This window comes from Nostoc sp. TCL240-02, from assembly GCF_013343235.1.
GTDB lineage: Bacteria > Cyanobacteriota > Cyanobacteriia > Cyanobacteriales > Nostocaceae > Nostoc.
The window spans coordinates 7,335,508-7,358,619 of record NZ_CP040094.1 but is presented as its reverse complement, the minus strand read 5'-3'; the positions used below and the strand labels follow the sequence as shown (position 1 = coordinate 7,358,619).

General features: G+C 39.6%; 22 protein-coding genes. 5 read left to right on the top strand and 17 right to left on the bottom strand.

The window, feature by feature from the left end; all coding sequences use genetic code 11:
- Window positions 1-23: 23 nt before the first annotated feature.
- The 3 genes from FBB35_RS31520 to FBB35_RS31510 all read right to left on the bottom strand — a co-directional run bounded on the left by FBB35_RS31520 (window position 24) and on the right by FBB35_RS31510 (window position 2,557).
- Window positions 24-1,028 (bottom strand): aromatic ring-hydroxylating dioxygenase subunit alpha, encoded by a 1,005-nt coding sequence (locus tag FBB35_RS31520; RefSeq protein WP_174712890.1) that lies wholly within the window; start codon window positions 1,026-1,028, stop codon window positions 24-26.
- Window positions 1,012-1,434: an Mpo1-like protein gene (locus FBB35_RS31515; RefSeq protein ID WP_174712889.1), complete on the bottom strand. Its 423-nt coding sequence runs from the start codon at window positions 1,432-1,434 to the stop codon at window positions 1,012-1,014. The genes FBB35_RS31520 and FBB35_RS31515 overlap by 17 nt, the downstream gene beginning before the upstream one ends.
- 391 nt (window positions 1,435-1,825) lie before the next feature.
- Window positions 1,826-2,557: an HNH endonuclease gene (locus FBB35_RS31510; RefSeq protein ID WP_368041811.1), complete on the bottom strand. Its 732-nt coding sequence runs from the start codon at window positions 2,555-2,557 to the stop codon at window positions 1,826-1,828.
- Between the two features lie 134 nt (window positions 2,558-2,691).
- Between FBB35_RS31510 and FBB35_RS31505 the strand changes: the two genes are divergently transcribed.
- Window positions 2,692-3,006 (top strand): helix-turn-helix transcriptional regulator, encoded by a 315-nt coding sequence (locus FBB35_RS31505; protein ID WP_174713844.1) that lies wholly within the window; start codon window positions 2,692-2,694, stop codon window positions 3,004-3,006.
- A gap of 55 nt (window positions 3,007-3,061) precedes the next feature.
- On the opposite strand, the gene FBB35_RS31500 is transcribed toward FBB35_RS31505, so the two are convergent.
- From FBB35_RS31500 to glgX, 5 genes are all read right to left on the bottom strand, one after another.
- Window positions 3,062-4,768 (bottom strand): amidohydrolase family protein, encoded by a 1,707-nt coding sequence (locus FBB35_RS31500; protein WP_174712887.1) that lies wholly within the window; start codon window positions 4,766-4,768, stop codon window positions 3,062-3,064.
- A gap of 20 nt (window positions 4,769-4,788) precedes the next feature.
- Window positions 4,789-5,721: an OST-HTH/LOTUS domain-containing protein gene (locus FBB35_RS31495; RefSeq protein ID WP_174712886.1), complete on the bottom strand. Its 933-nt coding sequence runs from the start codon at window positions 5,719-5,721 to the stop codon at window positions 4,789-4,791.
- A complete protein-coding gene (locus FBB35_RS31490) occupies window positions 5,714-7,003 on the bottom strand; it encodes a glycosyltransferase family 2 protein (protein WP_174712885.1) in 1,290 nt (429 codons plus the stop codon). Before FBB35_RS31490 ends, FBB35_RS31495 begins: the two co-directional genes overlap by 8 nt.
- 8 nt (window positions 7,004-7,011) lie before the next feature.
- Window positions 7,012-7,587: a nuclear transport factor 2 family protein gene (locus tag FBB35_RS31485; RefSeq protein WP_254625746.1), complete on the bottom strand. Its 576-nt coding sequence runs from the start codon at window positions 7,585-7,587 to the stop codon at window positions 7,012-7,014.
- Window positions 7,588-8,235: 648 nt separating this feature from the next.
- Window positions 8,236-10,365, bottom strand: a complete 2,130-nt coding sequence (gene glgX / locus FBB35_RS31480; RefSeq protein WP_174712883.1) for a glycogen debranching protein GlgX — start codon at window positions 10,363-10,365, stop codon at window positions 8,236-8,238.
- Between the two features lie 640 nt (window positions 10,366-11,005).
- Here glgX and FBB35_RS31475 point away from each other — a divergent pair.
- Together FBB35_RS31475 and FBB35_RS31470 are read left to right on the top strand one after the other, a co-directional pair.
- Window positions 11,006-11,251, top strand: coding sequence for a hypothetical protein (locus tag FBB35_RS31475; protein ID WP_174712882.1), 246 nt, complete (start codon window positions 11,006-11,008; stop codon window positions 11,249-11,251).
- A gap of 10 nt (window positions 11,252-11,261) precedes the next feature.
- Entirely contained in the window at window positions 11,262-12,821 is a 1,560-nt protein-coding gene (locus tag FBB35_RS31470) for a glycosyltransferase (RefSeq protein WP_174712881.1), read from the top strand.
- Here FBB35_RS31470 and FBB35_RS35950 read toward each other — a convergent pair.
- Window positions 12,818-13,054: a transposase family protein gene (locus FBB35_RS35950; RefSeq protein ID WP_217481765.1), complete on the bottom strand. Its 237-nt coding sequence runs from the start codon at window positions 13,052-13,054 to the stop codon at window positions 12,818-12,820. The genes FBB35_RS31470 and FBB35_RS35950 overlap by 4 nt on opposite strands.
- Window positions 13,055-13,835: 781 nt before the next feature.
- Here FBB35_RS35950 and FBB35_RS31460 point away from each other — a divergent pair.
- Window positions 13,836-15,131, top strand: coding sequence for a chloride channel protein (locus FBB35_RS31460; RefSeq protein ID WP_174712880.1), 1,296 nt, complete (start codon window positions 13,836-13,838; stop codon window positions 15,129-15,131).
- A gap of 274 nt (window positions 15,132-15,405) precedes the next feature.
- On the opposite strand, the gene FBB35_RS31455 is transcribed toward FBB35_RS31460, so the two are convergent.
- A complete protein-coding gene (locus FBB35_RS31455; protein ID WP_174712879.1) occupies window positions 15,406-15,861 on the bottom strand; it encodes a DUF2214 family protein in 456 nt (151 codons plus the stop codon).
- Between the two features lie 250 nt (window positions 15,862-16,111).
- Between FBB35_RS31455 and FBB35_RS31450 the strand changes: the two genes are divergently transcribed.
- A complete protein-coding gene (locus FBB35_RS31450; protein ID WP_174712878.1) occupies window positions 16,112-16,375 on the top strand; it encodes a hypothetical protein in 264 nt (87 codons plus the stop codon).
- Between the two features lie 31 nt (window positions 16,376-16,406).
- On the opposite strand, the gene FBB35_RS31445 is transcribed toward FBB35_RS31450, so the two are convergent.
- The 7 genes from FBB35_RS31445 to FBB35_RS35260 form a co-directional block, all read right to left on the bottom strand.
- Window positions 16,407-17,345, bottom strand: a complete 939-nt coding sequence (locus FBB35_RS31445) for an ABC transporter permease (RefSeq protein ID WP_174712877.1) — start codon at window positions 17,343-17,345, stop codon at window positions 16,407-16,409.
- Window positions 17,346-17,420: 75 nt separating this feature from the next.
- A complete protein-coding gene (locus FBB35_RS31440; protein WP_174713842.1) occupies window positions 17,421-18,476 on the bottom strand; it encodes an ABC transporter permease in 1,056 nt (351 codons plus the stop codon).
- A 212-nt stretch (window positions 18,477-18,688) separates the two neighbouring features.
- A complete protein-coding gene (locus tag FBB35_RS35265; RefSeq protein ID WP_254625745.1) occupies window positions 18,689-18,859 on the bottom strand; it encodes a plasmid stabilization system protein in 171 nt (56 codons plus the stop codon).
- Entirely contained in the window at window positions 18,856-19,077 is a 222-nt protein-coding gene (locus FBB35_RS31430; RefSeq protein WP_174712876.1) for a hypothetical protein, read from the bottom strand. Before FBB35_RS31430 ends, FBB35_RS35265 begins: the two co-directional genes overlap by 4 nt.
- A 102-nt stretch (window positions 19,078-19,179) precedes the next feature.
- Window positions 19,180-20,661, bottom strand: a complete 1,482-nt coding sequence (locus tag FBB35_RS31425) for an ABC transporter ATP-binding protein (RefSeq protein ID WP_174712875.1) — start codon at window positions 20,659-20,661, stop codon at window positions 19,180-19,182.
- 267 nt (window positions 20,662-20,928) lie between these two features.
- Window positions 20,929-21,987: a BMP family protein gene (locus FBB35_RS31420; protein ID WP_174712874.1), complete on the bottom strand. Its 1,059-nt coding sequence runs from the start codon at window positions 21,985-21,987 to the stop codon at window positions 20,929-20,931.
- Window positions 21,988-22,488: 501 nt separating this feature from the next.
- Window positions 22,489-23,094: a hypothetical protein gene (locus FBB35_RS35260; protein ID WP_254625744.1), complete on the bottom strand. Its 606-nt coding sequence runs from the start codon at window positions 23,092-23,094 to the stop codon at window positions 22,489-22,491.
- Between the last annotated feature and the right edge of the window lie 18 nt (window positions 23,095-23,112).

Below are 23,112 nucleotides of genomic sequence, written 5' to 3'. Positions count from 1 at the left end.
TAGCGGCAACATAACTCAATGTACTATTCTACACCCCTATTTTTTGACCATCGAGACGGTTTTAGCTGATTTACATACTCCATATATTCAGCTAATGGACGATCGATACTAAGGAGTAATGTTGGATTAAAGCGAATATTGTCGTAAATCTTACCATCCTCATCCCTGAGCATATAGTAAGCCAAGCGCGTACAGAATAGCAAAAACTGACTCAGCAAATATCCCACAATGCCTTTACGCTTTTCAGTTACATAAATCGGTTGAATTCTCGTTCTTTCCGGTGCAATTGGAGTATAAGCATATATCATAAACAGTGGCGGAAAAAGCCTGACATCCTTCATCATTGTTAACAAACCAATGCAACCATGAGCATAACGCATTGAATACTGATATGTAGAACCAAGAAATCTTTGACCTAACTTTTCTCGAAATGTAGTTTGAGGGAATTTTCCCTGCATTGTAAAGTCAATTTGTGTTCCTAATTCGCTGCGATGTAGCGACAAATCCATTTTGATGTCTAAATGATGAATTGTTTTTAAATGTTGAGCATCAATCCCATTCATCATACAAATATGATGATGGCAACTTCTTTCAAATGCCATATCAGCTTTTGCAACAATTTCTTTTCCCTTCAATTCATCAAAATAAACCACTCTCTCTGGTGCTTTAGCATCTGGATAAATCCAGATAAATCCATACTTTTCTTCTGTTGCATAAGCTTGCAATTTAGCTTGAGTAGGAATTTCTGATTGACAGGGAATATTTTGACAAAACCCTGTTTCATCAAATGCCCAATGATGAAATGCACAACGAATCCAATTACCATCAACCTTCCCAATTCCTAAATCTGTTCCCAAATGAGGGCAGTAAGCATCTAAAGCTCGTACTTGCCCATCTTCACCTCTAAAAATAGCAATTTTATAACCGCATACTTCTACAGATTTTGCTGTTTTTTTAGGGATTTCATGACTAGGACAGGCAATATACCAACCCTTAGCAATTACATTCCAATTATTGAATATTTGCATAATTGTTTGATAGATAATTATTTAATATTTCTTGTCGTTGGCGAATATCATCTCGATATTTACCCGTCAAAATTCTAAATAACATTTTACCTAAACAATAAGAAGCCCGCCAAGAAAATACAGCATCTTGTAAATCAATATGGCTACGCTCAAATAAAAAATGCCCAGTTAATCCTAGCAACTGAGTTAACGGTAATCCTAAGAGTAACCAAAAATTTTGCAAATTCCAAGTATAAAAGAGTAAGCTGTAAAAAAACAATATTCCTAGAATGTGTAGAGTAATATTAATTGGATGTTGATGTTTAAGAATAAAAATATCCCAATAGTCTGTAAAAGGATGATCTGTAATTTGACTATTAATTCTATTTCTTAGTTTTTGTTTAGGATTAAAATTGATATTAATCATAATAGAGTGTATGATAAATCAATATAAGTTGTGCTTTAATAGTCATTGTCAGCCACACAAATACCTTTACATTTAATACCGTTTGTAGCAGTACGCTGGCAATGAGAACACAAAAATTTTTCGTTTTCTGTTTCTTGATTTATTTCTATACTAGTGCTTGTCTGTAGCTTGTCTTTTTCGGTCTGAAGTTTTTCACTCATAAGAATGGAGGGATTTTTTGCTGTTTAAATGTTACAAGTTATTTACGAGTGATTATTGGTGAGGCACTATCTAATATAGCAAAGTCATACCTGTCCTGAATAAAGCGATCGCTCCATCCGCCGTAGGTATTACTCTCATAAAAATAGTGCGTTCTATTTTGTTAATGTAGCGTACAGGAAGAGCCATCGCACTAAAGCTCTAGAAATCGAGTTCGAGACAAACCCGCCTCTGTTGCAAGTTCTGGAAATTTTATCTGTACTTCTTTCAGTGTTAAAGGCGGATCTGGATCTATGTCAAGATTTGCACCTATTAATCTCGCACGTCCATAATCTGCGCGATGGATATAGTTGTAGTATATGACATATTTATCCCGATCAATTTGGTACAGTTCATAAGAATGTGGGCTGAGGGAATCTTGATAAATTATCAGTTCAGCAATTAACTTACCTCTAAAGCTAACCACTTCAATCGCTATAGGGTAGTTTGTATAATTAGACCAGAGTGTACCAATTTTTTTCTCAACAACACCTGCACCAAGAGGTTCTTTAGGTATTTCGGATAGTCCCCAGTCTATTGGAAGTTCAAGACCTCGGCGTACATATTCAAGATGTTCCTGTTTGATTCGCTGTAATTGATCAACTGGATACTCATTTGGTTGGTCATCAACTAATTTGTGATGTATTTTACAAAGCAGAATCAAATTCGAGAAAGAATCTAGTTGATCAACAGGAAAAGTTAAATCTCCACGTGGGCCACCTGCTTCTCTTGCAACAATGTGACACTCATCACCAACTATAGATTCATCATCATTTGGTGAAGCATCCATAATTAGCTCACATTTACAGATTGCACACCTATTTCCAGAACGTCCCCATAAAATTTTTCTTGTTTTATCCGTAACGCCCAAGCAGTAACACCTCATATCAATTTACATTGTTAAATTTATATTACCAACAAAACATTAATGTAGTTGTAACACAACCTTATCCAAGAAGATAATTGAGGTTTGCAAAAAGCGTCTGAGCAAATATGATACCGATCAACAGGAGTAATATGATGGATCAAGCGAAGAGAGAACGTTTGGAATCTAAAGGCTGGAAAATTGGCACAGTTTCAGATTTTTTGGAGTTAACGCCCGAAGAAACTACGTTTGTTGAAATTAAGCTAGCCCTCAGCCAAAACTTGAAGGAGCGTCGGCAAAAACTGATGACTCAAAGTGAACTCGCTGCTAAGATTAGTTCCAGCCAACCTCGGATTGCTAAAGCTGAAAATGTCGATGCTTCAGTATCAATTGAATTGTTGATTAGGGCAATGTTAGCAACAGGTGCAACTCCTCAAGATATTGGCAAAGTCATGGCTGATGTGAAATAAAAGCAATTTAGTGCGAAAATCTCAACCTTATCTTTGCGCTTCTGTGTAAGATAATTCAACAAGAAAACAAAACAGTTCCCAACTTTTCACGCCCCAAGCGATCGCTCACTTTCCCCTGACAAACAACCCGAACTCCATTAATATAAACTCCTTGCACAATTTCATCTGAACCGCGCTTAACCATCCGAGGTTCACCATCTAAAACTGGATCTGATATCTGCACTTGCGGGCTAATTGGCTGATTTAAAGCATTGGGATCGAGTAAAACTATATCCGCTTTTGCACCAACTTTCAGAACTCCCGTATCAAGACCAAACCAACCAGCAGGTTCTCCGGTAACTCGGCAAATCGCAGCTTCTGGTGAAAGGAATTTCGTTGCCACAGCTTGTTTTAGCAAAGACAAAGCTCCATCATAGTAGCCCAGATTACGCACGTGAGCGCCAGCATCGGTAAAACCAGGCAAAATATAAGGATGCTGCATCATCGCTAAACGGGGTTTTAGGCGATCGTTTGCTCCTGTGGCTACCCAGCGTAAATCTGTATCGTATTTTTGTAATGCGTAGATAAATAAATCTACTGGTTCTTGTTGCTTTTGACGAGCAATTTTGGCAAAACTTAAGCCTTGCCAACTTGCTTCGGGACAGTGAATAACTTCCATCAAATCTAACTGGCGATGGAATGATTTATGCCGTTTACTGAGCCATTCTTTACGAAACTGACGACGAAATATTTCCGATGCCCATAGTTGTTGTCTTTCTTCTCGTGACTGACAACCATTGAGTTGTGCGCCTGTGGAAAATTCTTCAAATAAGGGAGTCACAGATCCATCTGAGTAAATGGTGAAGGGTTCAGTTAGGGTTTGAAAGCGCACATTCCCATTTAGAAGCCGATTCCAAATAAAAAGTAGAGGGGAAAATATTCGCCATAGGTTGCGATCGTGTACGGCATCTAAGGCTGAGAGGACAGTTAGCCGCAGTGGTTTTTGTCCAATCCCTGAACCCATACGCAGAATCTCTACAAAGGAAGCAAGTCGTTGTAAGTTGGGTGTGACTTGAAAAACGCGATCGCACCGACGACACAAATCTGACAACATTGCATATTCTTTAAATTTCGCGTGTTGAGAGGGAATTGTGCAGCCTTGCCATTCTCCACTCATCCGATGCCAGGGAAACATATCAATAGAAATGCCAATAAAGCCAGCATCTATTGCATCTCTGGCTATACGCTGCATAAGATTTAATTCAAATTTTGTCGGCTGAACAGTTAAGCTGCGTTCTAATCCCATCACATGAGCGCGTAAAGCACTGTGTCCAAACATTGGGGCAACATTGGGGCCAAGGGGTAACTGTTGCAAATGCTGTAAATATTCTGCTGGTGTCTGCCAGGAAACCGACTTTTGTAGCCATTTTGCAATCAGCCGATGGGAAAGTGTCTCTACCCTCTGAAAAATATCAGCCAGGATTTGGGGTTCTGCGATCGCAACAGACAAGCTACAGTTACCAATAACCACGCTGGTAACACCATGACGAACTGATTCGCTCAATCCTGGTGCAATTTCTAACTCTAAATCGTAATGAGTATGGATATCTATAAATCCAGGTGTCACCCATAACCCAGAAGCATCAACCACTTCACGCGCTAGGGTAGTTAAGGAGGGCGCAAGGGTGACAATCTGTCCGTTTTGAATGCCAATATCTCCGCGAACAGGTGGAGAGCCTAAGCCATCGAAAATTAACCCGTTTTGAATCAGCAAATCTAACATGATTCTCTATTTTGATAATTTCAGCTAATTTCATTTGTTTCTTGATAAAACCGAAAATAAATTTTATATTTATTATGTTTTTTGGATTTTGTTTTTTTTAATTCAAACAAATTAGATATTTTGATTATTTCCAGAATATTCTTAAACCCATAATCATTAGGCTTTATTTCTGGGTACTCTGTTTTTAGCCGTTGTTCACAAATAGATAAAGAAATCCATCCATCTTGATTTGCTATCTCTGCTCGAATACGACTCAATGCACGAACTATTTTAGTATTTTGCCATAATTTCTTTTTTTCTGCTTGCGGGTTAAATGTAGAAGAATTGTTTTTATTAAAATTACTTTTTGTCTGGTAATCAAAACGTTCATCAAGATTATTGTGAATCTCTATTTCAAGAGAGCCACCCGCTCTTGTTAAGGATTCATTCAAGAGTGAATACAAATTATTTAAACTATTTTGATACTTATTAATGTCATCTATATTATCGACGTTTTCATATAATAATATATGTGCATAAATAAAAGTTGGATCAAAAACATCATTTATATCTTTTATTGCTTTTCTATATTCCTCTAAAAACTGTATTCCTCGATCTATACCTTCTTCTGTATTCACATTAAAGCCTGGTAATTTTACAAGGTGATGAATAATAGTATTTCTATAATTTACAAACCTATTAACTAAAAATTCTGCATCATCATTATTTAATAAAAATTTATTTTGCTTGAAATAGTTGAAAATAAACCCTAGTGTTCTTTTCTCTAAAATCTTCTCTCTCGCCAAAAAATCTTCTTTGGTAATTTCAGGCAATGCATCGTCAATATTAGGATGAATAAATTTACTAAGCTTTTTCAGCTTATATTCAATTACTTGACCTTCATAAACACTTACTCCAATTAACATAAAGTATTTTTTCTGCTTTTCTATCAGATTATCTGATTCTTCAACCATAATTTTTTCCACCACAATGCTCAGTTTTAACCCAGCGCGATCGCTCCCTTTGCACACACATCTTTAAAGTCGTCACAATCATCACAGGAATCCAATGCACCATGTATAATGAGCCTTGAATTGTTGCCCAAAACAAAGACCATCCTCGTAAAGTTTGAAATTGGTAAAGTCCAGCAATAAAGGCAATTGTCAAAATGATGCTGAGTAGTGTTTGCAGTGGAAATAGAACAGGATGATGGCTATAAAATATTGTCCAAAGTAAATCGGGGATTAGTCCAATTGGTAGCAGAAATTGCAATAAAAAAAACAATAGTAAATCAATTTCTTTCGCCCAACCTAAAGTCAGAATTTGCGGAAAATAATCTAGGTAACGCTGATAGCCACCTTCAGCCCAACGGCAGCGTTGATACCAAAGTTTTTCCCAACGAGTTACACCTTCTTCCTGAATTGATGGAACTGTAACAAATTCAATTTCTGCACCTGCTAAATACAGTTTGAAGCAAAGATCCAAATCATCGGTGACAGTGTTCTCATTCCAACCTTGACACTTTTCTAACAATTCCCGACAAACTAACATCCCATTACCGCGCAGTTCAGACATTCCACCAATAGCAATGCGATGAGTTTGTAGAAAGCTATCACAGCACATTTCCATCTGCTGGCAACGGCTTAAGAAGTTGGTGTTAGCATTAGAAATCACTTTTCGCACTTGCACTGCACCGATCGCTTGCTTCTGAAATAGAGGTACTGTTTGCTGGAGAAAATTGACAGGTAATTGAGCATCTGCATCGCAGACTAGGATAATCTCGCCTTGGGTAAAGGGAAACACCGCATTCAATGCGCCTGATTTACCACCTTTTGATTCCCGTCGATGAACTTGTAAAGATGGAAATCGAGTTTGTAATTCCCTCAAAACCTGGGGAGTTTCATCGGTACTACCGTCATCAACAACCCAGATATCTAGAGAATCGCTGGGATAATTCAATTGGCATAAGCTGTAAACTAGATTAACCAAGACTGAACTTTCATTTTTAGCTGGAACTAAAATTGAGACTGGCGGTAAATAAATCTCGCTCTCCATCACTGCCGCCACTGGTTTTGCTAACAGCATCCGTAATGTTTGCACAGTCAAAATTGCCGTTAATCCCAGCATCAACCATTGTGTTTCTGGTAGCCAGTGCAGCAAACTCACGCCACCCCAAACTAATAAAACTACTATGGTTGCTTTGAGACGGCGATGAAAGCTAATATTTTTACTAGGTTGATAAGTGCTTCTTCCCACTTTATTTGCTATATCCTTTCGGTTCGTGGCTTAGTCCTGCGACGTAATAATAGCATCGTTACTGCTCCCACCAGGAAACCGCCTACACCTGCTGCAACTGCTAGAATTCGTCCCAATTGTTGAGCAGCATTTAGCACTGGGTTATTCAGCAGATTTGAGGAAAAATGCAGCGATTGAATCGTCCATTTATCTTGGAGTTTTTGCAGCACTGCTGTCCATCGCAACGCCATATCAGCCGCTTTGCCATCTTTGAAAGAGAAAGATGCGATCGCTTCTCCAGAGGCAACATCTATTTCTGGTGTGAGAAATGTTCTGAGAGTATCTCCCTTGAGCTGCATTTTGATATCTTTAATGGAACTGGAAAACTGCTGATTCCAGTACTTTTCAAACTCAGGAACTTTGTGAAAAATCTGGTTATCAACTGTTGTGATTGTGAAGTTTGGGTGCAAGTAAGGCTGTATTTTGGAAAAATCGCGAGTGTTTAGGGCTTGCAGGGCAATATCCCGTGTGCGAATAATTGCATTTATTTCCTGTGGGTTGACATCTGCCAGAGCGTATTGGGGTTGATTCCAAATTATTAACACTAACAAAACACTCCAAAGTAGCTGAGTGCATTTGTATATGCTTGCCTGTCTCTGTTTCATCATCTAAAAAACCTGTAGATTGAGTGACACTTACCGAGAATTTTTTAATGTTACTATCCACATTCAGCACTTCTTTTTGTTGGACATAAAGAAATACAAAAAGAAGTGCTGATCAAGTCAACGAAGAGAGCAGGGGAAGCAGGGAGAGCAATAGGGGCTTCAAAAATGGCGGACGCTTTTTTCCGCACTTTATGCCGCAACGCTAACGCACTATGTGTCTGTCAATTCGCTACGAACTTATGTAAGGTCGTATTTAAGTATTTTTACTACTAGTATATTTATTGATAAGATATTGATTTTATACTTACTTTTCTGGCTTTTCATCAAAAAAGCGCAACAAGAGCTATCATTTAAGTTCTTTGTGCAAAACCAACGTGTTTCATTGGGTGATTACTCTGCCTACGATGATAATATTAATACGCTGAATAACTACATTAGTTTCCTCAAATAGTAAGTAGGTTTTAACGGAGTTTACTTTATACTTCAAATGACCATTGTGAAGTACGATCGCTTTCCCGATCGCACTTCACTCTATATAACTCAATTTTTTATTTTGTCATAGGCGCGATCGCTCAGATGATTTTTGTCTTACAAAGCAAGACGACGTAACACTATGAGAGAGCGGTCTGTAACTGGCACAGTTTGCTCACCCATAACCAACTTTCCTGGGCTAAGGAAGCGAGATTCGTTGGTGTCAATAACTATTTCCCATTCCCTATCCTGGAAAACATTGGGTAAAGCAAACTCAATCGTTTCGTAGTGAGCATTAAAAAATAGCAGAAAGCTCTCATCAATAATCCGTTCACCACGGCGGCCAGGAGTAACAATGCCCTCGCCATTCAAGAAAATTTCCATAGCTTTGGCATAACTAACTAGCCACTGCTTTTCAGTCATTTCGCTGCCATCGTCATTAAACCAACCAATATCACTGATCCCAAAACCGTGAATAGGAAGGCCTTGAAACCACTTACGCCGCCGAAATACTGGATGCTGATGACGAAAATAAATCAGTTCGCGGGCAAAATCTAGTAGTTCGGAATTAGACTTTTGTAAACTCCAATCACGCCAGGCAATTTCATTATCTTGGCAGTATACATTGTTGTTACCCTTCTGAGTGCAACCAATTTCATCTCCTCCTAATAGCATGGGTATGCCTTGAGACAGCATTAGAGTTGCTAAAAAGTTGCGTCGCTGACGTTGCCGTAAGCGGATTACATCTGGGTCATTGGTTTCTCCTTCTACACCGCAATTCCAAGAGCGGTTATGGCTTTCCCCATCACGGCTATCTTCGCCGTTGTCCTGATTATGCTTTTCGTTATAGCTGACCAAATCATTGAGCGTGAAGCCATCATGAGCAGTGATGAAATTAATACTGGCACTGGGATTACGCCCGTTTGCTTGGTAAAGGTCAGGGCTGCCAGTAAAACAATAAGCAAATTGTCCGAGGCTATCATCCTCACCACGCCAAAAATCCCTTACAGTATCACGATATCTGCCATTCCATTCAGACCAACGTAAAGGAAAATTGCCAACTTGATAACCGCCTTCTCCTAAATCCCAAGGTTCAGCAATCAGCTTCACATCTGCCAGAATTGGATCTTGATGAATAATATCAAAAAAAGCTGCGAGACTATCTACTTCATATAGCTCTCGCGCTAATGCTGAGGCTAAATCAAAGCGAAAGCCATCAATATGCATTTCTGTTACCCAATAGCGCAGGCTATCCATGATTAACTTCAGAACTTGGGCATGACGCACATTTAGGGAGTTGCCGCAGCCTGTGAAGTCCATGTAGTAGCGGGAATTATCTTTGACCAAGCGGTAGTAAACAGCATTATCGATGCCTCGTAGCGATAATGTTGGCCCTAAATGATTGCCTTCGCCAGTGTGGTTATAAACTACATCTAAAATTACTTCAATCCCAGCAGAGTGTAAGTCCTTGACCATCTGCTTAAACTCGGTCACTTGTTGTCCGAGTGAGCCATTAGCACTGTAACCAGAGTAGGGGGTGAAATAATTAATGGAATCGTAGCCCCAATAGTTTTTGAGTCCTTTATTTACCAGAAATCCTGGAGAAGATAAAAAGTGATGTACAGGCATCAATTCCACAGATGTGATTCCTAGTTGTTGGAGATATTGAATTGCAACTGGATGTGCCAGCCCTGCATAAGTACCACGTAATTTTTCTGGAATTTCTGGGTGTAATTTAGTAAAACCTCTAACGTGAGTTTCATAAATAATAGTTTCGTGCCACGGTATAGAAAGTAGTTTGTCATCTCCCCAATCAAAAGACTGATCGACAACAATACACTTCGGCATAATTTCGGCATTATCTAAATCGGAAAAAGCTAGGTCTTGTTCTGGCGCATCTAAAGAGTAGCCAAAAATAGCTGCGGTATCGCTAATTTCCCCATCAATTGCCTTAGCATAGGGATCAATTAATAGTTTATTAGGGTTAAAGCGATGACCAAGTTCTGGGGCCCAAGGGCCATGTACTCTAAATCCATAGCGTTGCCCAGGCCCTACTCCTGGTAGATAAGCGTGCCAAACAAAATTATTTTTTTCTGTTAAAGGCAAGCGAATTTCATGATTATCAGTATCAAATAAACAAAGTTCTACACCTGTTGCATTTTCCGAAAATAAAGCAAAATTCGTACCTTTTCCATCCCAACTAGCACCTAAGGGATATACATTCCCAGGCCATACAGCTACATACATAAGCGAATTACCAAGAACTAATTTTACTGTTAATAAAAAACTTGAAGATGTGTTTAATAGTAATTAATACAAGTTAATTTTAAGGTTAAAGCTAATAAGTTTAAATTAATGAAAAACTACTATTTTATTGCAATTTGTATCCTTAAAAAATCTTAAAACTTGATGAAACTAAGGATCACTTTACATTTGAAAATAGAATTTTTATCGTTAATTGATAATATTGGCAACATTCTTGTTACTTTTGAAGTCATAAATATACTAACAAGTTTTTTTGCAAATATTTTCAGCTTCATAAATTTACGAAAAATAGCAAATACCAACATCTACCAAAATGAATAAATTTATTTATATCAGCGTGTAGATTTACTTAAAATATCTTTTGTGAGACTATGTTATAGATTTTTGGATTTACTTATTGTTGGAATATTTATATCTGATAGCAAGCATCATCTTGAGTTGATAGAATTGCCAAATAAATATGGGTTTCCTTTAGCCAATGCGTTGTTGTGGAAGAAATAAATTTACTATTTACTAAGTGTATTGATGTATTTTGGGCAACAAAAGATGCAGATAAAAGTGAAACTACGGGATAAGAGCAAGAATACGTTGAATTTTAAAGAGAAATATCACCTTACCATTTATGCCATCCGGTATATGTGGGCGAACCGCAGTAGCGATTAACTTAAATATTAGGAAAATGCGCGAATTGGCTGGGTTTAAGCTAAAGGGAATCAATAAAAGCCCTTTGGCTTACTTTTTTAGTGATGAAATTTACGTACAGTCTCACTGCCTGCGTTTTTCAGCATTGGGAGTTTTTAACAAGCTCACTAAGCTGTTATGCTGCCGTGTTCAGGCAAAATCTCTAGTAGAAATCAACCTGTATTAGGAAGTGGGCGATGCACATTGGATTTCTCAACCCTCAAGGCAATTTTGATTCAAACAATAGTCACATAACCAAACACCCAGATTTTGGGGGTCAACTGATCTACGTTAAGCAAGTCGCCATAGCCTTAGCCGAAAAGGGACACAAAGTTGATATTCTCACCCGTCAAATTATTGACCCGGAATGGCCAGAGTTTGTCCAAGGGTTTGATACTTATCCAGGAATTGATAACGTTCGCATTATCCGCTTACCAGCTGGGCCAAAAGAATTTCTCCCCAAAGAGTTGTTATGGACTCATCTGATTAGTGATTGGGTACCCAACATCTTGAAATTTTATCAACAGCAAGGTGGCTTACCCGATGCTATGACTGCTCACTACGCCGATGGAGGGCTATGTGGCGTTCTAATTGAAGAGGATACAGGCATACCTTTTACCTTTACTGCTCATTCTCTTGGTGCCCAAAAGATGGACAAGCTGGAAGTCACTTCAGAGAACTTGTTAGAAATAGAAGTCACTTCAGAGAACTTGTTAGAAATAGATGAGCAATTCCATTTTAAATATCGCATCCTAGCCGAACGCTTGAGCATGAATCGCTCGTTCGTTAATATCACCAGTACACGACAAGAACGCTTTCAACAGTATTCTCATCGAGTCTATAGGAGTGCAGTGGATGTAGACAACGACAACCGCTTTGCAGTGATTCCACCGGGAGCAGATTTCTCGATTTTCGGTGCAAAGGCACGTTCCGAAAATGAGAAGGCGACTGAAGAATTCATTCAGGAGCGATTGGCACGGGACATTGCAGAGCCACGTCGAGATTTGCCCGTTATCGTAGCATCCAGTCGATTAGAGCCTAAAAAAAACATATTAGGGCTAGTGCAAGCCTTCGCAATCAGTCCAACACTTCAGGAACGAGCTAACTTGATATTACTTACAGGGGGACTGGACGATCCCTTACGAGAAGAGGCTAGTGACAGCATAGCTGAAGAGGTATTAGCCCCCATTCGAGAGGTAGTCAAGGAAAACGACTTGTGGGGCAAGATTAGTGCATTTGGCTTGTCAGATCAGTCTCAAGAGTCACTGGCAGCAGCCTATCGGTTTATGGTTAAACGCCGCTCGGTATTTGCGCTGACAGCACTTTACGAACCCTTTGGACTTGCTCCTTTAGAAGCAGCAGTTGCAGGTTTACCAGTGGTAGCAACCAAAAACGGTGGCCCTAGCGAAAGCTTGCGGCAGGGAAATAAGGAATATGGCATACTCGTAGACCCAGAAGATCCTGCTGATATTGCACGAGGCTTGGAGCGGTTGCTATGTGATGCTCAGGAGTGGGAATATTTTGCCCAAGCTGGTCAGCAACGGGTGCTGAAGACGTACAGTTGGGAATCTACTGCTGAAAACTACCTGACTTTGCTTGAGCAGATTCTGTCTTTACCCAAAACCCGCCCTCGCGCTGAACTCCTGCCCATCCATCCCTACTTTCGTAATCCAGAATCGCAGACTGATGTTTCTTTGGAAGAATTAAGCGACCTCTACTTTGGAACCAATCAAAAGGCACTAAGGATCGTGGATTAAATAACGTGCAATTCTGAAGCATTGAGATGTAACCCAACTAATTCACATACCGTCTTTATCACCTGACTATAACAATGTCGAGCTAGACGAAATCTGTCACTGGCTACTCGAAAAATTTTCACCCTACATATCAGATGCTCAACAAAAATCCTTCTAAAAGATAATTCCTTATTCTCTGATTTTTGAGTTTTTGAAAGTTCGGCTTTTTTGTGATTCTTGTCAGGTGTGGTAATAAGTTCTTCTCCTATCTAAGCTTTATCTCTTAAAAATCTTTGTTTGGTATCCAGACTTTTTCGATTATTCCTAAATAATGTAATATCAATTATCTTCCCAAATTGTCCAATACAAATATCAACTATATCTCGAACTTTTGGTAATACTATAAATTTATTTTTTATGGTGTGCATTTTCTTCTTACCCGAATAATATTTTTTCTGCTCTTCATGGTCTCTAGGTCATTAAGATAGCGTTCGCTGTGGTTGAGATCGTCTAGATAAGTCGAGCAATCCATCATCTTAATATTGGAGTGCTTGAATCCGAAATGCCTTGCCAGTATTCAAGCAGGGGCTTTGGCGGCTGATTAATCACAATTCCGGGAATGCGATCGCCTAAGACAGCCAGATTTTTCTAAGGTAATGTTGGGTTGCGTTTCACTCTACTGAATACTTCTCGGTTAAGGGGAAAAGGGGAAGGGGAAAGGGGAAAGTACCCTTTACCCAAAATCCGATTCCGAATTAAAAATGCTTAACCGAGAGGTATTGTCACTCTACTTAACCTACATGAATATATTTTTTAAAAAACTCTAGGTTTCAACATAGATGAGGTTTATTTTTTTGTCTTTTTTACTTTTGATTTAATCTACCAAGAGAAATAATAAATTTAGCTAGATATTCCATCAAAAGAAAGCTCTTCTAAAATGGTTGATAGACCAAAGATGATCCAATGAACTAAATAGCCTTTACGATAAAAAACGTAATATTCCATATTCTTCGTTTCACAAATAGGAAATAAACAGTGTTACCAAAAAAGGCCACCGCTAGCAATCAAAATCAACGCTGGACATTTGCTCAACTTTTTGGACTGGTAAAACGTAATCCCCTGATGATTTCGCAGTGGGTGATCCTCTGGGTAGCTGTGGGTACTGCTGGTGGTCTATTCGCTGCGTTTTACTGGAATGTTTTAGAATTTTTAACTCACCATCTGCAACGATTTGAAGGTTTTAGCCTGCTGATAGTGATGCCACTCGCTGGTTTAGTTATCGGGCTGGTGATTCATTTTCTGGGAAATCCCGGTGAAATCGCCGTAATTGTTGATAATATCCATTTTCGTGGCGGACGCTTAGATGTTCGCAAAAATCCCTCAATGATTCTTGCTTCTCTAATTAGCATATCGGCAGGCGGTAGTGCTGGGCCAGAAGCGGCACTAGTACAAGTAACAGGTTCTTTTGGTACTTGGGTTGCCGATCGCCTAAAACTCCAGGGTGAAGACCTCAGAACTTTGAGTTTAACGGCGATGGCGGCTGGCTTCACTGCTTTGTTCGGCGCACCTCTTGGCGGTGCAATATTCGCGTTGGAGATTTTGCACCATGAGCATATTGTGGAATATTACGAAGCCTTGATGCCAGCCATTGTTTCAAGTTGCGCTAGTTATCTGGTATTTGCAGCAATTACACATTTGGGAATTGCACCCACTTGGCATTTTCCCCAGTACCACCTAGAAAAAATTGATGATTTTGCGATCGCGATCATATTCGGAATCATTGGGGCGGTGGCGGGATGGATTTTTATGAGCATTTTTCGGGGCTGCGATTACTTGTTTGCTCGAATTCCGGGCCCCATTTATGTACGCACAACCTTAGCAGGATTTGGGCTTGCTACTTTAGCAGTTTTATTACCCCTAACCCGCTATTTTGGACATGAAGAATTAGAGCCAGTCCTCACTAGTAGCTTTGGTGCTATTTTTCTCTTAACTCTTGCTCTTGGTAAAATGGCAGCCATTAGCATCACGGTAACAGGTGGGTGGCGCGGTGGATTCATCATCCCTCTGTTTTTCACTGGTGCTTGTATTGGTAAAGCAGTAGCAGTGTTAATTCCGGGGGTTAATCCCGCCCTTGCCATGATTTGTACAATGGCGGCCGTCAATGCAGCCGTAACGCGCACACCTATAAGTACAACTCTGCTGCTGTCAAAACTGACTAACTTAAGTCCTTTTACACCAATCCTTTTTGCCAGTTTGATTGGATTTTTTCTCTCGCCCAAAGTTCCTCTGATTGCATCTCAACTGAAGTCCCGGAGAGAAGCTACTGAATGAAAGGCTAGCTAGGGCACTGTGCAATACTTCTCGGTTAAGGGGAAAAGGGGAAGGGGGAAGGGGAAAGAAAAAACCTTGAACCCAAACCCAGTACCCTTTACCCAAAATCCGATTCCGAATTAAAAATGCACAAAGCGAGAAGTATTGAGGTACTGTGTTGATTTACGTATAATTATTTTTCATTGGCGACCTGCAAAAGTGCGATCGCTTCTTGCGTGTAACTTTGACTCTTTTATTTACCAAAACTCTATTACTGACTGAAGATTAATTCAGCCTAGTTTATACCTATTCCTCTTGCCATTATTACTGCCAATAACGGAATTAGGATAAAACCAACCAGTTCAATTCTAATGAGCCAGATGAGACGATTTAGTTTTAGTAATTCTAGCTTGGGTGCTTGCCCCTGTTGGAGACTTTTCATCCAACCAATGAAAGAAATAGTGGGATAGAGAGATAGTAAACCCACCACAATGAAAACCACAACTTTGGCGTAAAAAACTGGGTTGCTGAAATAGTAATCCGTCCCTTTACCAAAGTAGATAACACGCAAAATGCCTGTGACAAGAACGACAGTTGCTGATATACCATATACTGCATCAGCTATGACGATCTTCCAAGCCTCATTTAAACTCAATTCTTTTTTTAAATTCAATGCTTCTGATACCAGAGCGCCAAAACACAACATGAAGCTTAAATAATGTAAGTACGCAACTATGGCACTTATCCACATATTATTTTTAGTTTTTGCTAGTTTACTGTTTTGATATTGCTTTTGATGCGAAAACTTTCACCATCAAGCTCAAACTAGCATTAAGACAACTAGCTAAAAAGTGACCAATAATTCAGATTTTCATTGACTACGAACCCACAATCATGAACAGGGGTTGTTACTGCATTCCCTGGTGATTCCAGCTTTGACTTGCAAAAATTGGCTGGCATCGGCTTTGTTGTGGCCAACGTTAAAAAGTTTGATGGTGTAGATGAATATAGGAATAATCGAGTCTTACTGTAACGGGTTTTTAGAAATTGTACCAGAGAGCGATTATTGGCAGATTGTAGCTATACACATCAATGGCCACGCCTACTGCCCTACTCCTCGGCTTTATCGTTCAGAAAAAGTGGCGTTAGCAAAAGCTGCACAAATTTATGATTGGCTAGCTGATCGCGAAGGAGAAATTAATGATGGGGTTTACTACTGTTCTGAATTGAAACTCATCTTATGGCAGCAAACGAAACTATCTTAATTACCCTTGCGATTCAGAATTTTGCTTTAAATTAGTCTGAGTGGCGATTTTCTCCAAAGTAGGGAGTACCTAAAGCTTTCGGGGGTGTAGATTTTCCCAGCTTACCCACCAATGCCAATAAAGCGATCGCATAAGGTAGCATGACTAAAAATTGGTAAGGAATATTTACCCCTAATGCTTGAATTCGCAGTTGTAAAGCTTCTGTAGCCCCAAATAGCAAACAAGCCAAAGCACTACCTACAGGATGCCATCTGCCAAAAATTAATGCTGCGATCGCAATAAATCCCTTACCAGCACTCATCCCTTCGGCAAAAAATCTTACCTGTACCAGAGCTAAATAAGCACCTCCTAAACTCGCAAGACAGCCACTAGTCACCACTGCGATATAACGGACAAATGATACCGAAATTCCAGCCGTGTCAGCAGCTTTCGGAGATTCCCCCACTGCCCGTAATGTCAATCCAAAGCTAGTTTTAAATAAAAGGTATGTAGTTAAAATAACTAAGATAAATAATAAGTATACTAAAAAATCTGACTGAAATAGTAACGGCCCGATCAGGGGAATATTAGCTAAACCAGGAATAGTAATTGTCCCAATTCCAGGTAATTGTTGTGTACTACTGCCACTAAACACTAACCGGGCTAAAAACGATGTTAATCCAGCTGCAACAAGATTAATTGCTAACCCAGATACTAATTGATCGACACGCAAAGTTACACATAAAACAGCATGGAGTAGTCCGACTAATCCCCCAGCAATCAAGGACGCGAGGATACCAAGCCAGGGATTACCAGTGTAGAAGGTGGCAGCAGCACTGGTAAAAGCACCAGTAAGCAACATTCCTTCTAAGGCGATATTTAACACCCCCGATCGTTCCGAGTACAATCCTCCAAGGGCAGCAAATGCTAAGGGGACGGCTAGACGTAAGGTAGCTGTTAAGTAATCGGAGAAGAAGTTGAGATTATTCATAAACCCTTTTTTAAACGCAGAGGTTCGCAGAGGGAAGCGCAAAGTATCGCAGAGTTTTCTTTGTGTTTCTCTGCGTTAAACCTTTGCGCCCCTTTGCGTTATTTCTCTTTCCACTGCGAGACTGATAGCAATAAATAACACCATAAACCCCTGAATTGCGTAAACTACAGTTACGGGCACACCTGCACTACGCTGCATCACATTTGCACCACTGCGAAGGGCTGCAAAAAACAAAGAAGTTAATACTACACCGACAACACTACCACGACTTAAAAAAGCGATCGCAATGGCATCAAATCCATAACCTGGCGAAACTTGTTCAAATAGCCGATATTTTAACCCCATCACTTCACAACTTCCAGCTAAACCAGCTAAACCACCCGCAGCAGCCATCACCAGCATAATGGTGCGTTCAACTGATATGTGGGCATAACGGGCGGCAATCGGGTTAAATCCTACTGCCGTAATTTGATAACCTAGAGGCGATCGCACTAACAATACCCATAAAATACCTGCGGCAATTAAACCGAATAAAATCCCAGCATGGGCGAGGCTTTGCGGTAAGATAATCGGCAATTGGGCTGTTTTGGCAATTAATGGCGAATAAGGACTAGGCGCACCTGCTGCCATTAATGGATTTTGGACGAGGTAGCTAACTAAATTTACCGCGATATAGTTGAGCAACAAGGTAGTAATTACTTCATTGACTCCACGCATTGCTTTGAGATAACCAGGAATCCAACCCCAAACTGCACCAAAGAAAAATCCTGCTAAAAGTGCTAAGGGGATATGAATCACCGCAGGTAATCCTTGCACGTATAACCCAATTAAAGTACTTCCCAACGCACCTAGATAAATTTGTCCTTCACCACCGATATTAAATTGCCCAGCCCGCAACGCCACTAACACGCCTAAACTAGCGAATAATAGCGGTGTCATTTTGGTGAGGGTGTTACCAAATCCAAAGTAGGTAGAGAGAGATTCTTGAAATAAGATGCTATACGCGGTGATGGGATTTGCCCCAGCAATTAGCATGAGGATAGCACCGACGATGAGCGCGGAGGCGATCGCAATTAACGGTGATAGTATGGGCAGTAATCTAGGATGAATCCGATTAATTAGTGTCAGCACGAGCCTAACCCAATAGAACGCTTGTACTGAGGGATAACTGGGAACAGAGAAAATCGCATTTTGAAACTTTCCTAAAGCGATCGCCTTCTCTGCATTTCTCAATAAACCTCATCATGAGTGCCAATATCGATTAGCACAATCGTATCTTCATCCTCATCAGGATTGCGCTGAAACGTGTAGATAATACGGCAATCATACTCTACCCAGCAAGCCTACAAACCCTCTAAATCACCTTTTAACTTATGCGATTTCAAAGAAGGTGCAAATGGATCGGTTACAAGTAATTCCAAAACTTCAAAAATTGCTTTTTCTAAGCGAGGATTTTTACGAATAACTCGTTTAAAAGCACGCTTAAAGCTACTATCCCAAACAAGAACTCTCATCCTTCACTTAGCAAATCAGCCCGCAGATCCTCGATGTTACCATGCTTGGCTGTACCTGTTCTAATTGCTTTCAGGGTTTGTGTAGCATTTGCCGCAATTTCTTTACGCCGTTGTTCAATGCGTCTTTTAGAAATTAGTTCGAGTAGTAAATCTTGCTCTTCGGTTGACAGAGCCTCTACATATTCAATAACTGTCTGAAAAGATACAGAGTTGCTCATCAGCAGTGTTGATATTTTTGAAAAATTAGACACTTTTTCATTTTATGCCATTTCTCGATCGCAATAGGCTTAATAGTTATCAGTTACTAATTATTTCACTGATTACTGTTCACTGATAACTGTTTTAGATCCCCCAGCCATCAACAAACCAATTTCTTCCACCTTCGCCGTAGCTGCATCCAAAATAGCCACAAACTCACCTCTGTAGATTACGGCAATGCGATCGCTCATTGTCATCACTTCTTCTAAGTCACTAGAAATATACAAAACTGCCGCACCGCGATCACGTTCTGTTAATATTCGAGATTGGACGGCTACTGTCGCCCCGACATCTAACCCCCTTGTGGGTTGCATGGCGATAATTAAAGCTGGTGTTTGCGCCAGTTCTCGCGCTAATACCACTTTTTGTTGATTTCCTCCCGAAAGTTGACTTACCAAGATATCAATCCCATTCGCCCGAATGTCAAACTCTTGCATTGCAGCTTGGGCACGATTTGCGATCGCTTCTTGTTGTAACAAAAAACGGCGACAAAATGGTAGATATTTAAAAGCTTTTAAAATCAAATTTTGGGCGATGCTAAATTGCAACACCAATCCCATTGTTTGCCTATCTTCTGGGATGTAGCCCACTAAAGTATTGTACGTAAACTCCATTTTACCCTGCTTAATAGTCCGCACAAGAGCGATGGCATCAGCTAATTCTCGCTGTCCATTGCCATCGACACCAGCAATTCCTAAAATTTCTCCCGCCCGCAGTTCAAAAGATACATTATTGACAGCAAGAATATTTCTTTCATCAGCAACTTGCAAATTTTGCACCGATAGAATGATTTCTCCTGGTAATGTAGGACTTTTATTTAACTGTAAAGCTACTTCCCTTCCTACCATCAATGTTGCTAACTGCTGAGATGTCACTGCTTCAGTTGATGTTGTTGCTACTACCTTTCCCTGGCGTAAAACTGTGACTGAATCACAGAGATTCATTACCTCTTCTAATTTATGGCTTATAAAAATAATTGTGTTACCTGCGGCTGCCAATTGGTGCAAGATAGCAATTAATGATTCTACTTCTGGCGGTGTCAAAACTGCTGTAGGTTCATCAAGAATCAACAACTTTGCTCGACGGTAGAGAACTTTGAGAATTTCTACCCGTTGTTGTGCCCCAACAGATAAATTTTCAACTTTGGCAGTGGGGTCAATTTCTAATCCATAAGTTTGGGATAAGGCGGCGATTTCTTGCTGTTTATTTTCTAGATTTAGCCGCCAATTTTTCTCCATCCCTAAGATGATATTTTCTGTGACAGTCAATTTCGGTACAAGCATGAAGTGTTGGTAAATCATACCAATACCTAATTTAATTGCCTCATTTGGTGAGGAAATTTTTATTAGTTGTTCTTGGAGATAAATCTCCCCAGCGTCAGGTTGATAGAGTCCACTAATAATATTCATTAAAGTACTCTTACCTGCACCATTTTCGCCTAGTATTGCATGAATGCTTCCAGATGCAACAGAGAGATTGATATTATCGTTAGCGATAAAAGACCCAAAGCGTTTGGTAATATTTTGTAAGCGTAAATAGTTCATATTCACAAAACTGATAGCTCGTTGAGGACTGTAGTATACCTCTTGCAAAAGTCCAACACCCCACCCCCAACTCCTCCCCTTGCTAAAGCTAAGGTGTACACACAAGTCAGATCCAGTTTTACCCCAATACGCTAGGGATTAGCCAGAAAGCCCCGATTGTAGAGACGCGATGAATAGCGTCTAAAATACTGGCGCATTAGACAGACGGGATAAATCGCCGTCTCTACAAAGACAATTATTCCTGTTTTTTAATATAGTCTGCTAAAGCTATGTTGTTGCTTTCTTCACGCAGAGCGTATCCTTCCCAGCCTCTTTGCAGTCTTCAAAAACTATTTTTTTATTAACAATCTCTTGCTTTGCATTCAATACCTTTTGTTTAACTGCTTCCGGTATGATTGCTCCAAATTTCCCTAAAAATAATATATCTGTTCTTTCTAATCCAATTGTATATATTTGTCCTTTGATTTGTTTTTGTTTAGCTAATTCTGCTATATAAGCGATGGCTAAATCTAAGCGTTTGACAGCGCTGGTTAAAACAGCTTTTGGTGCAACGTCTAATTGATCCTTGGTGTTGCCAAAAGCATATACTCCTTTTTCGCCTGCTGTTTGTAAGACTGCGGCTGAAGCATTATCTAACCATTGATAAATAACATCAGACCCGGCAGAAATTAATGCCAGAGTTGCTTCTTTGGCTTTGGCAACATCATCCCAATCACCTGTAAAAGTAGAAGTAATTTGGATATTTGGTTTAACAGATTTTGCCCCTAATTCAAATCCCCGCAGTTCTCCTTCGGTAGCGGGAAACTTCTCTCCAGCAATATAAGCCAATTTATTAGATTTAGTCACAGAAGCACCGATAATGCCACACAAATAACTAGCTTGTAGATGATCTATTCGTAAAGAAGCAATATTTTCACCCTTGAGATTACCATTTACTCCCACAAAAAAGGTGTTGGGGAACTGTGAAGCGACTTGTTCAATTGCGGCATCAAATTGCCCGCCATGCGCGAAGATGAGATTGTAGCCTTTACGAGCAAAATCTGTTAATATTTCTGTCTGATCTGCTTGTGCTACTTTTTCTACATAGGCGGTTTGGGCACCTAGGTTTTGTTTTGCTAGATTGATTCCTTCATAACCAGATTGATTCCAGCCTTTGTCAGTAATCATCCCAGGGAGAGCGATCGCTATTTTAAACCCTTCAGTACCACCTGTTGTTGTCGCTGTTGGTGTAGTCGGCTTATTACTGCAAGCTTGTACCACTAAGCTGGTAGCAAACGTGGCTGAACCAAACAAGATAAATTCACGCCGACTAAAGTTTGTTGTCATACCTCGCCTTCAGATAAATACTTATTTGAGTTATTTCAATACTCTAAAGTCGTAGGTGGTATTTTGGAAACAATTTCTCCCGGATTTCTAAATTCAGCAAAATCATAGCATTACCTTGGCTGTTTGAAGACAGCAGTGATTTATACGATTAATTGCTTTTTTCTGTTGCGTGCTGCTAATCCTCGCTGTAATTTAGTTATGTTGCTTGTGCAATATCTCTTGATAAGACCATACGCTTGGGTTAAGCATTTCTTTATTCTCTTTGCGTCCTACGCTGCGCGTAGCTTGCTTCTCTGTAGGAGTATGCGGTTTGTTAAAAAAATTGACTTTGGCAAACAGTTTTAGCTTTAACTGAACTGTATTGCTCGATAACAGGTGATTGACACAGTATTTTATTACTTACAAGGCCACCAGCCAATCGTAAATAACTCATTTGCGACTCTGAAGAGCCAGGATTACCATTTTGATTGATTGGCTAATAATCAGCGCGGAGAATAAATTTTAGAATTCATTATCCGTAAAGGGAACTATGGATGGTAAAAACTTTTGAAGAGATGGGGAAAATTCTAACCTTGCTGCATAATCATCTGTTTGTGATACTTCTAATTCAATTGTTTGCTGATTCTCTTCATCAAAGAGCAATTGAATTTGATAATTTGTCCAGAATTGTTCGCCTAGTTCATCTTCTAAATCTAACAATAGTTCTTCTTCGTCACCCCATATATTCGACCAAAGGACTATTCTATTAGCGCGAAAATGATTTTGACCTGTTGTATCTCCAATTACAAAATATGCTTCGACACTTAAATTAAATTCTAAATCATCGACATCTACATCTGTGATATTACAGTTAACTATTATTAAGCTCTCTGGATTAACGTTTCCTAGCGGCTCTTGACGTTTTAATAATTCTTCAAATACGAAACTCGGTAATAATTGGGAAGTCTCTTCAAGTACTTGCTTTTGAATTTCTGGTGAATAACGAGTTTTTAATTCTTGGGTGATTAAATTTAAAATATCTTTACTTGCTACATTGACAACTATCTTTTTATTTGCAGGATTAAGGAAGCATCCTTGATTAAGCTCAATGCGCTTTTTTATTGTCATAGTTCTCTAAAGTACTTT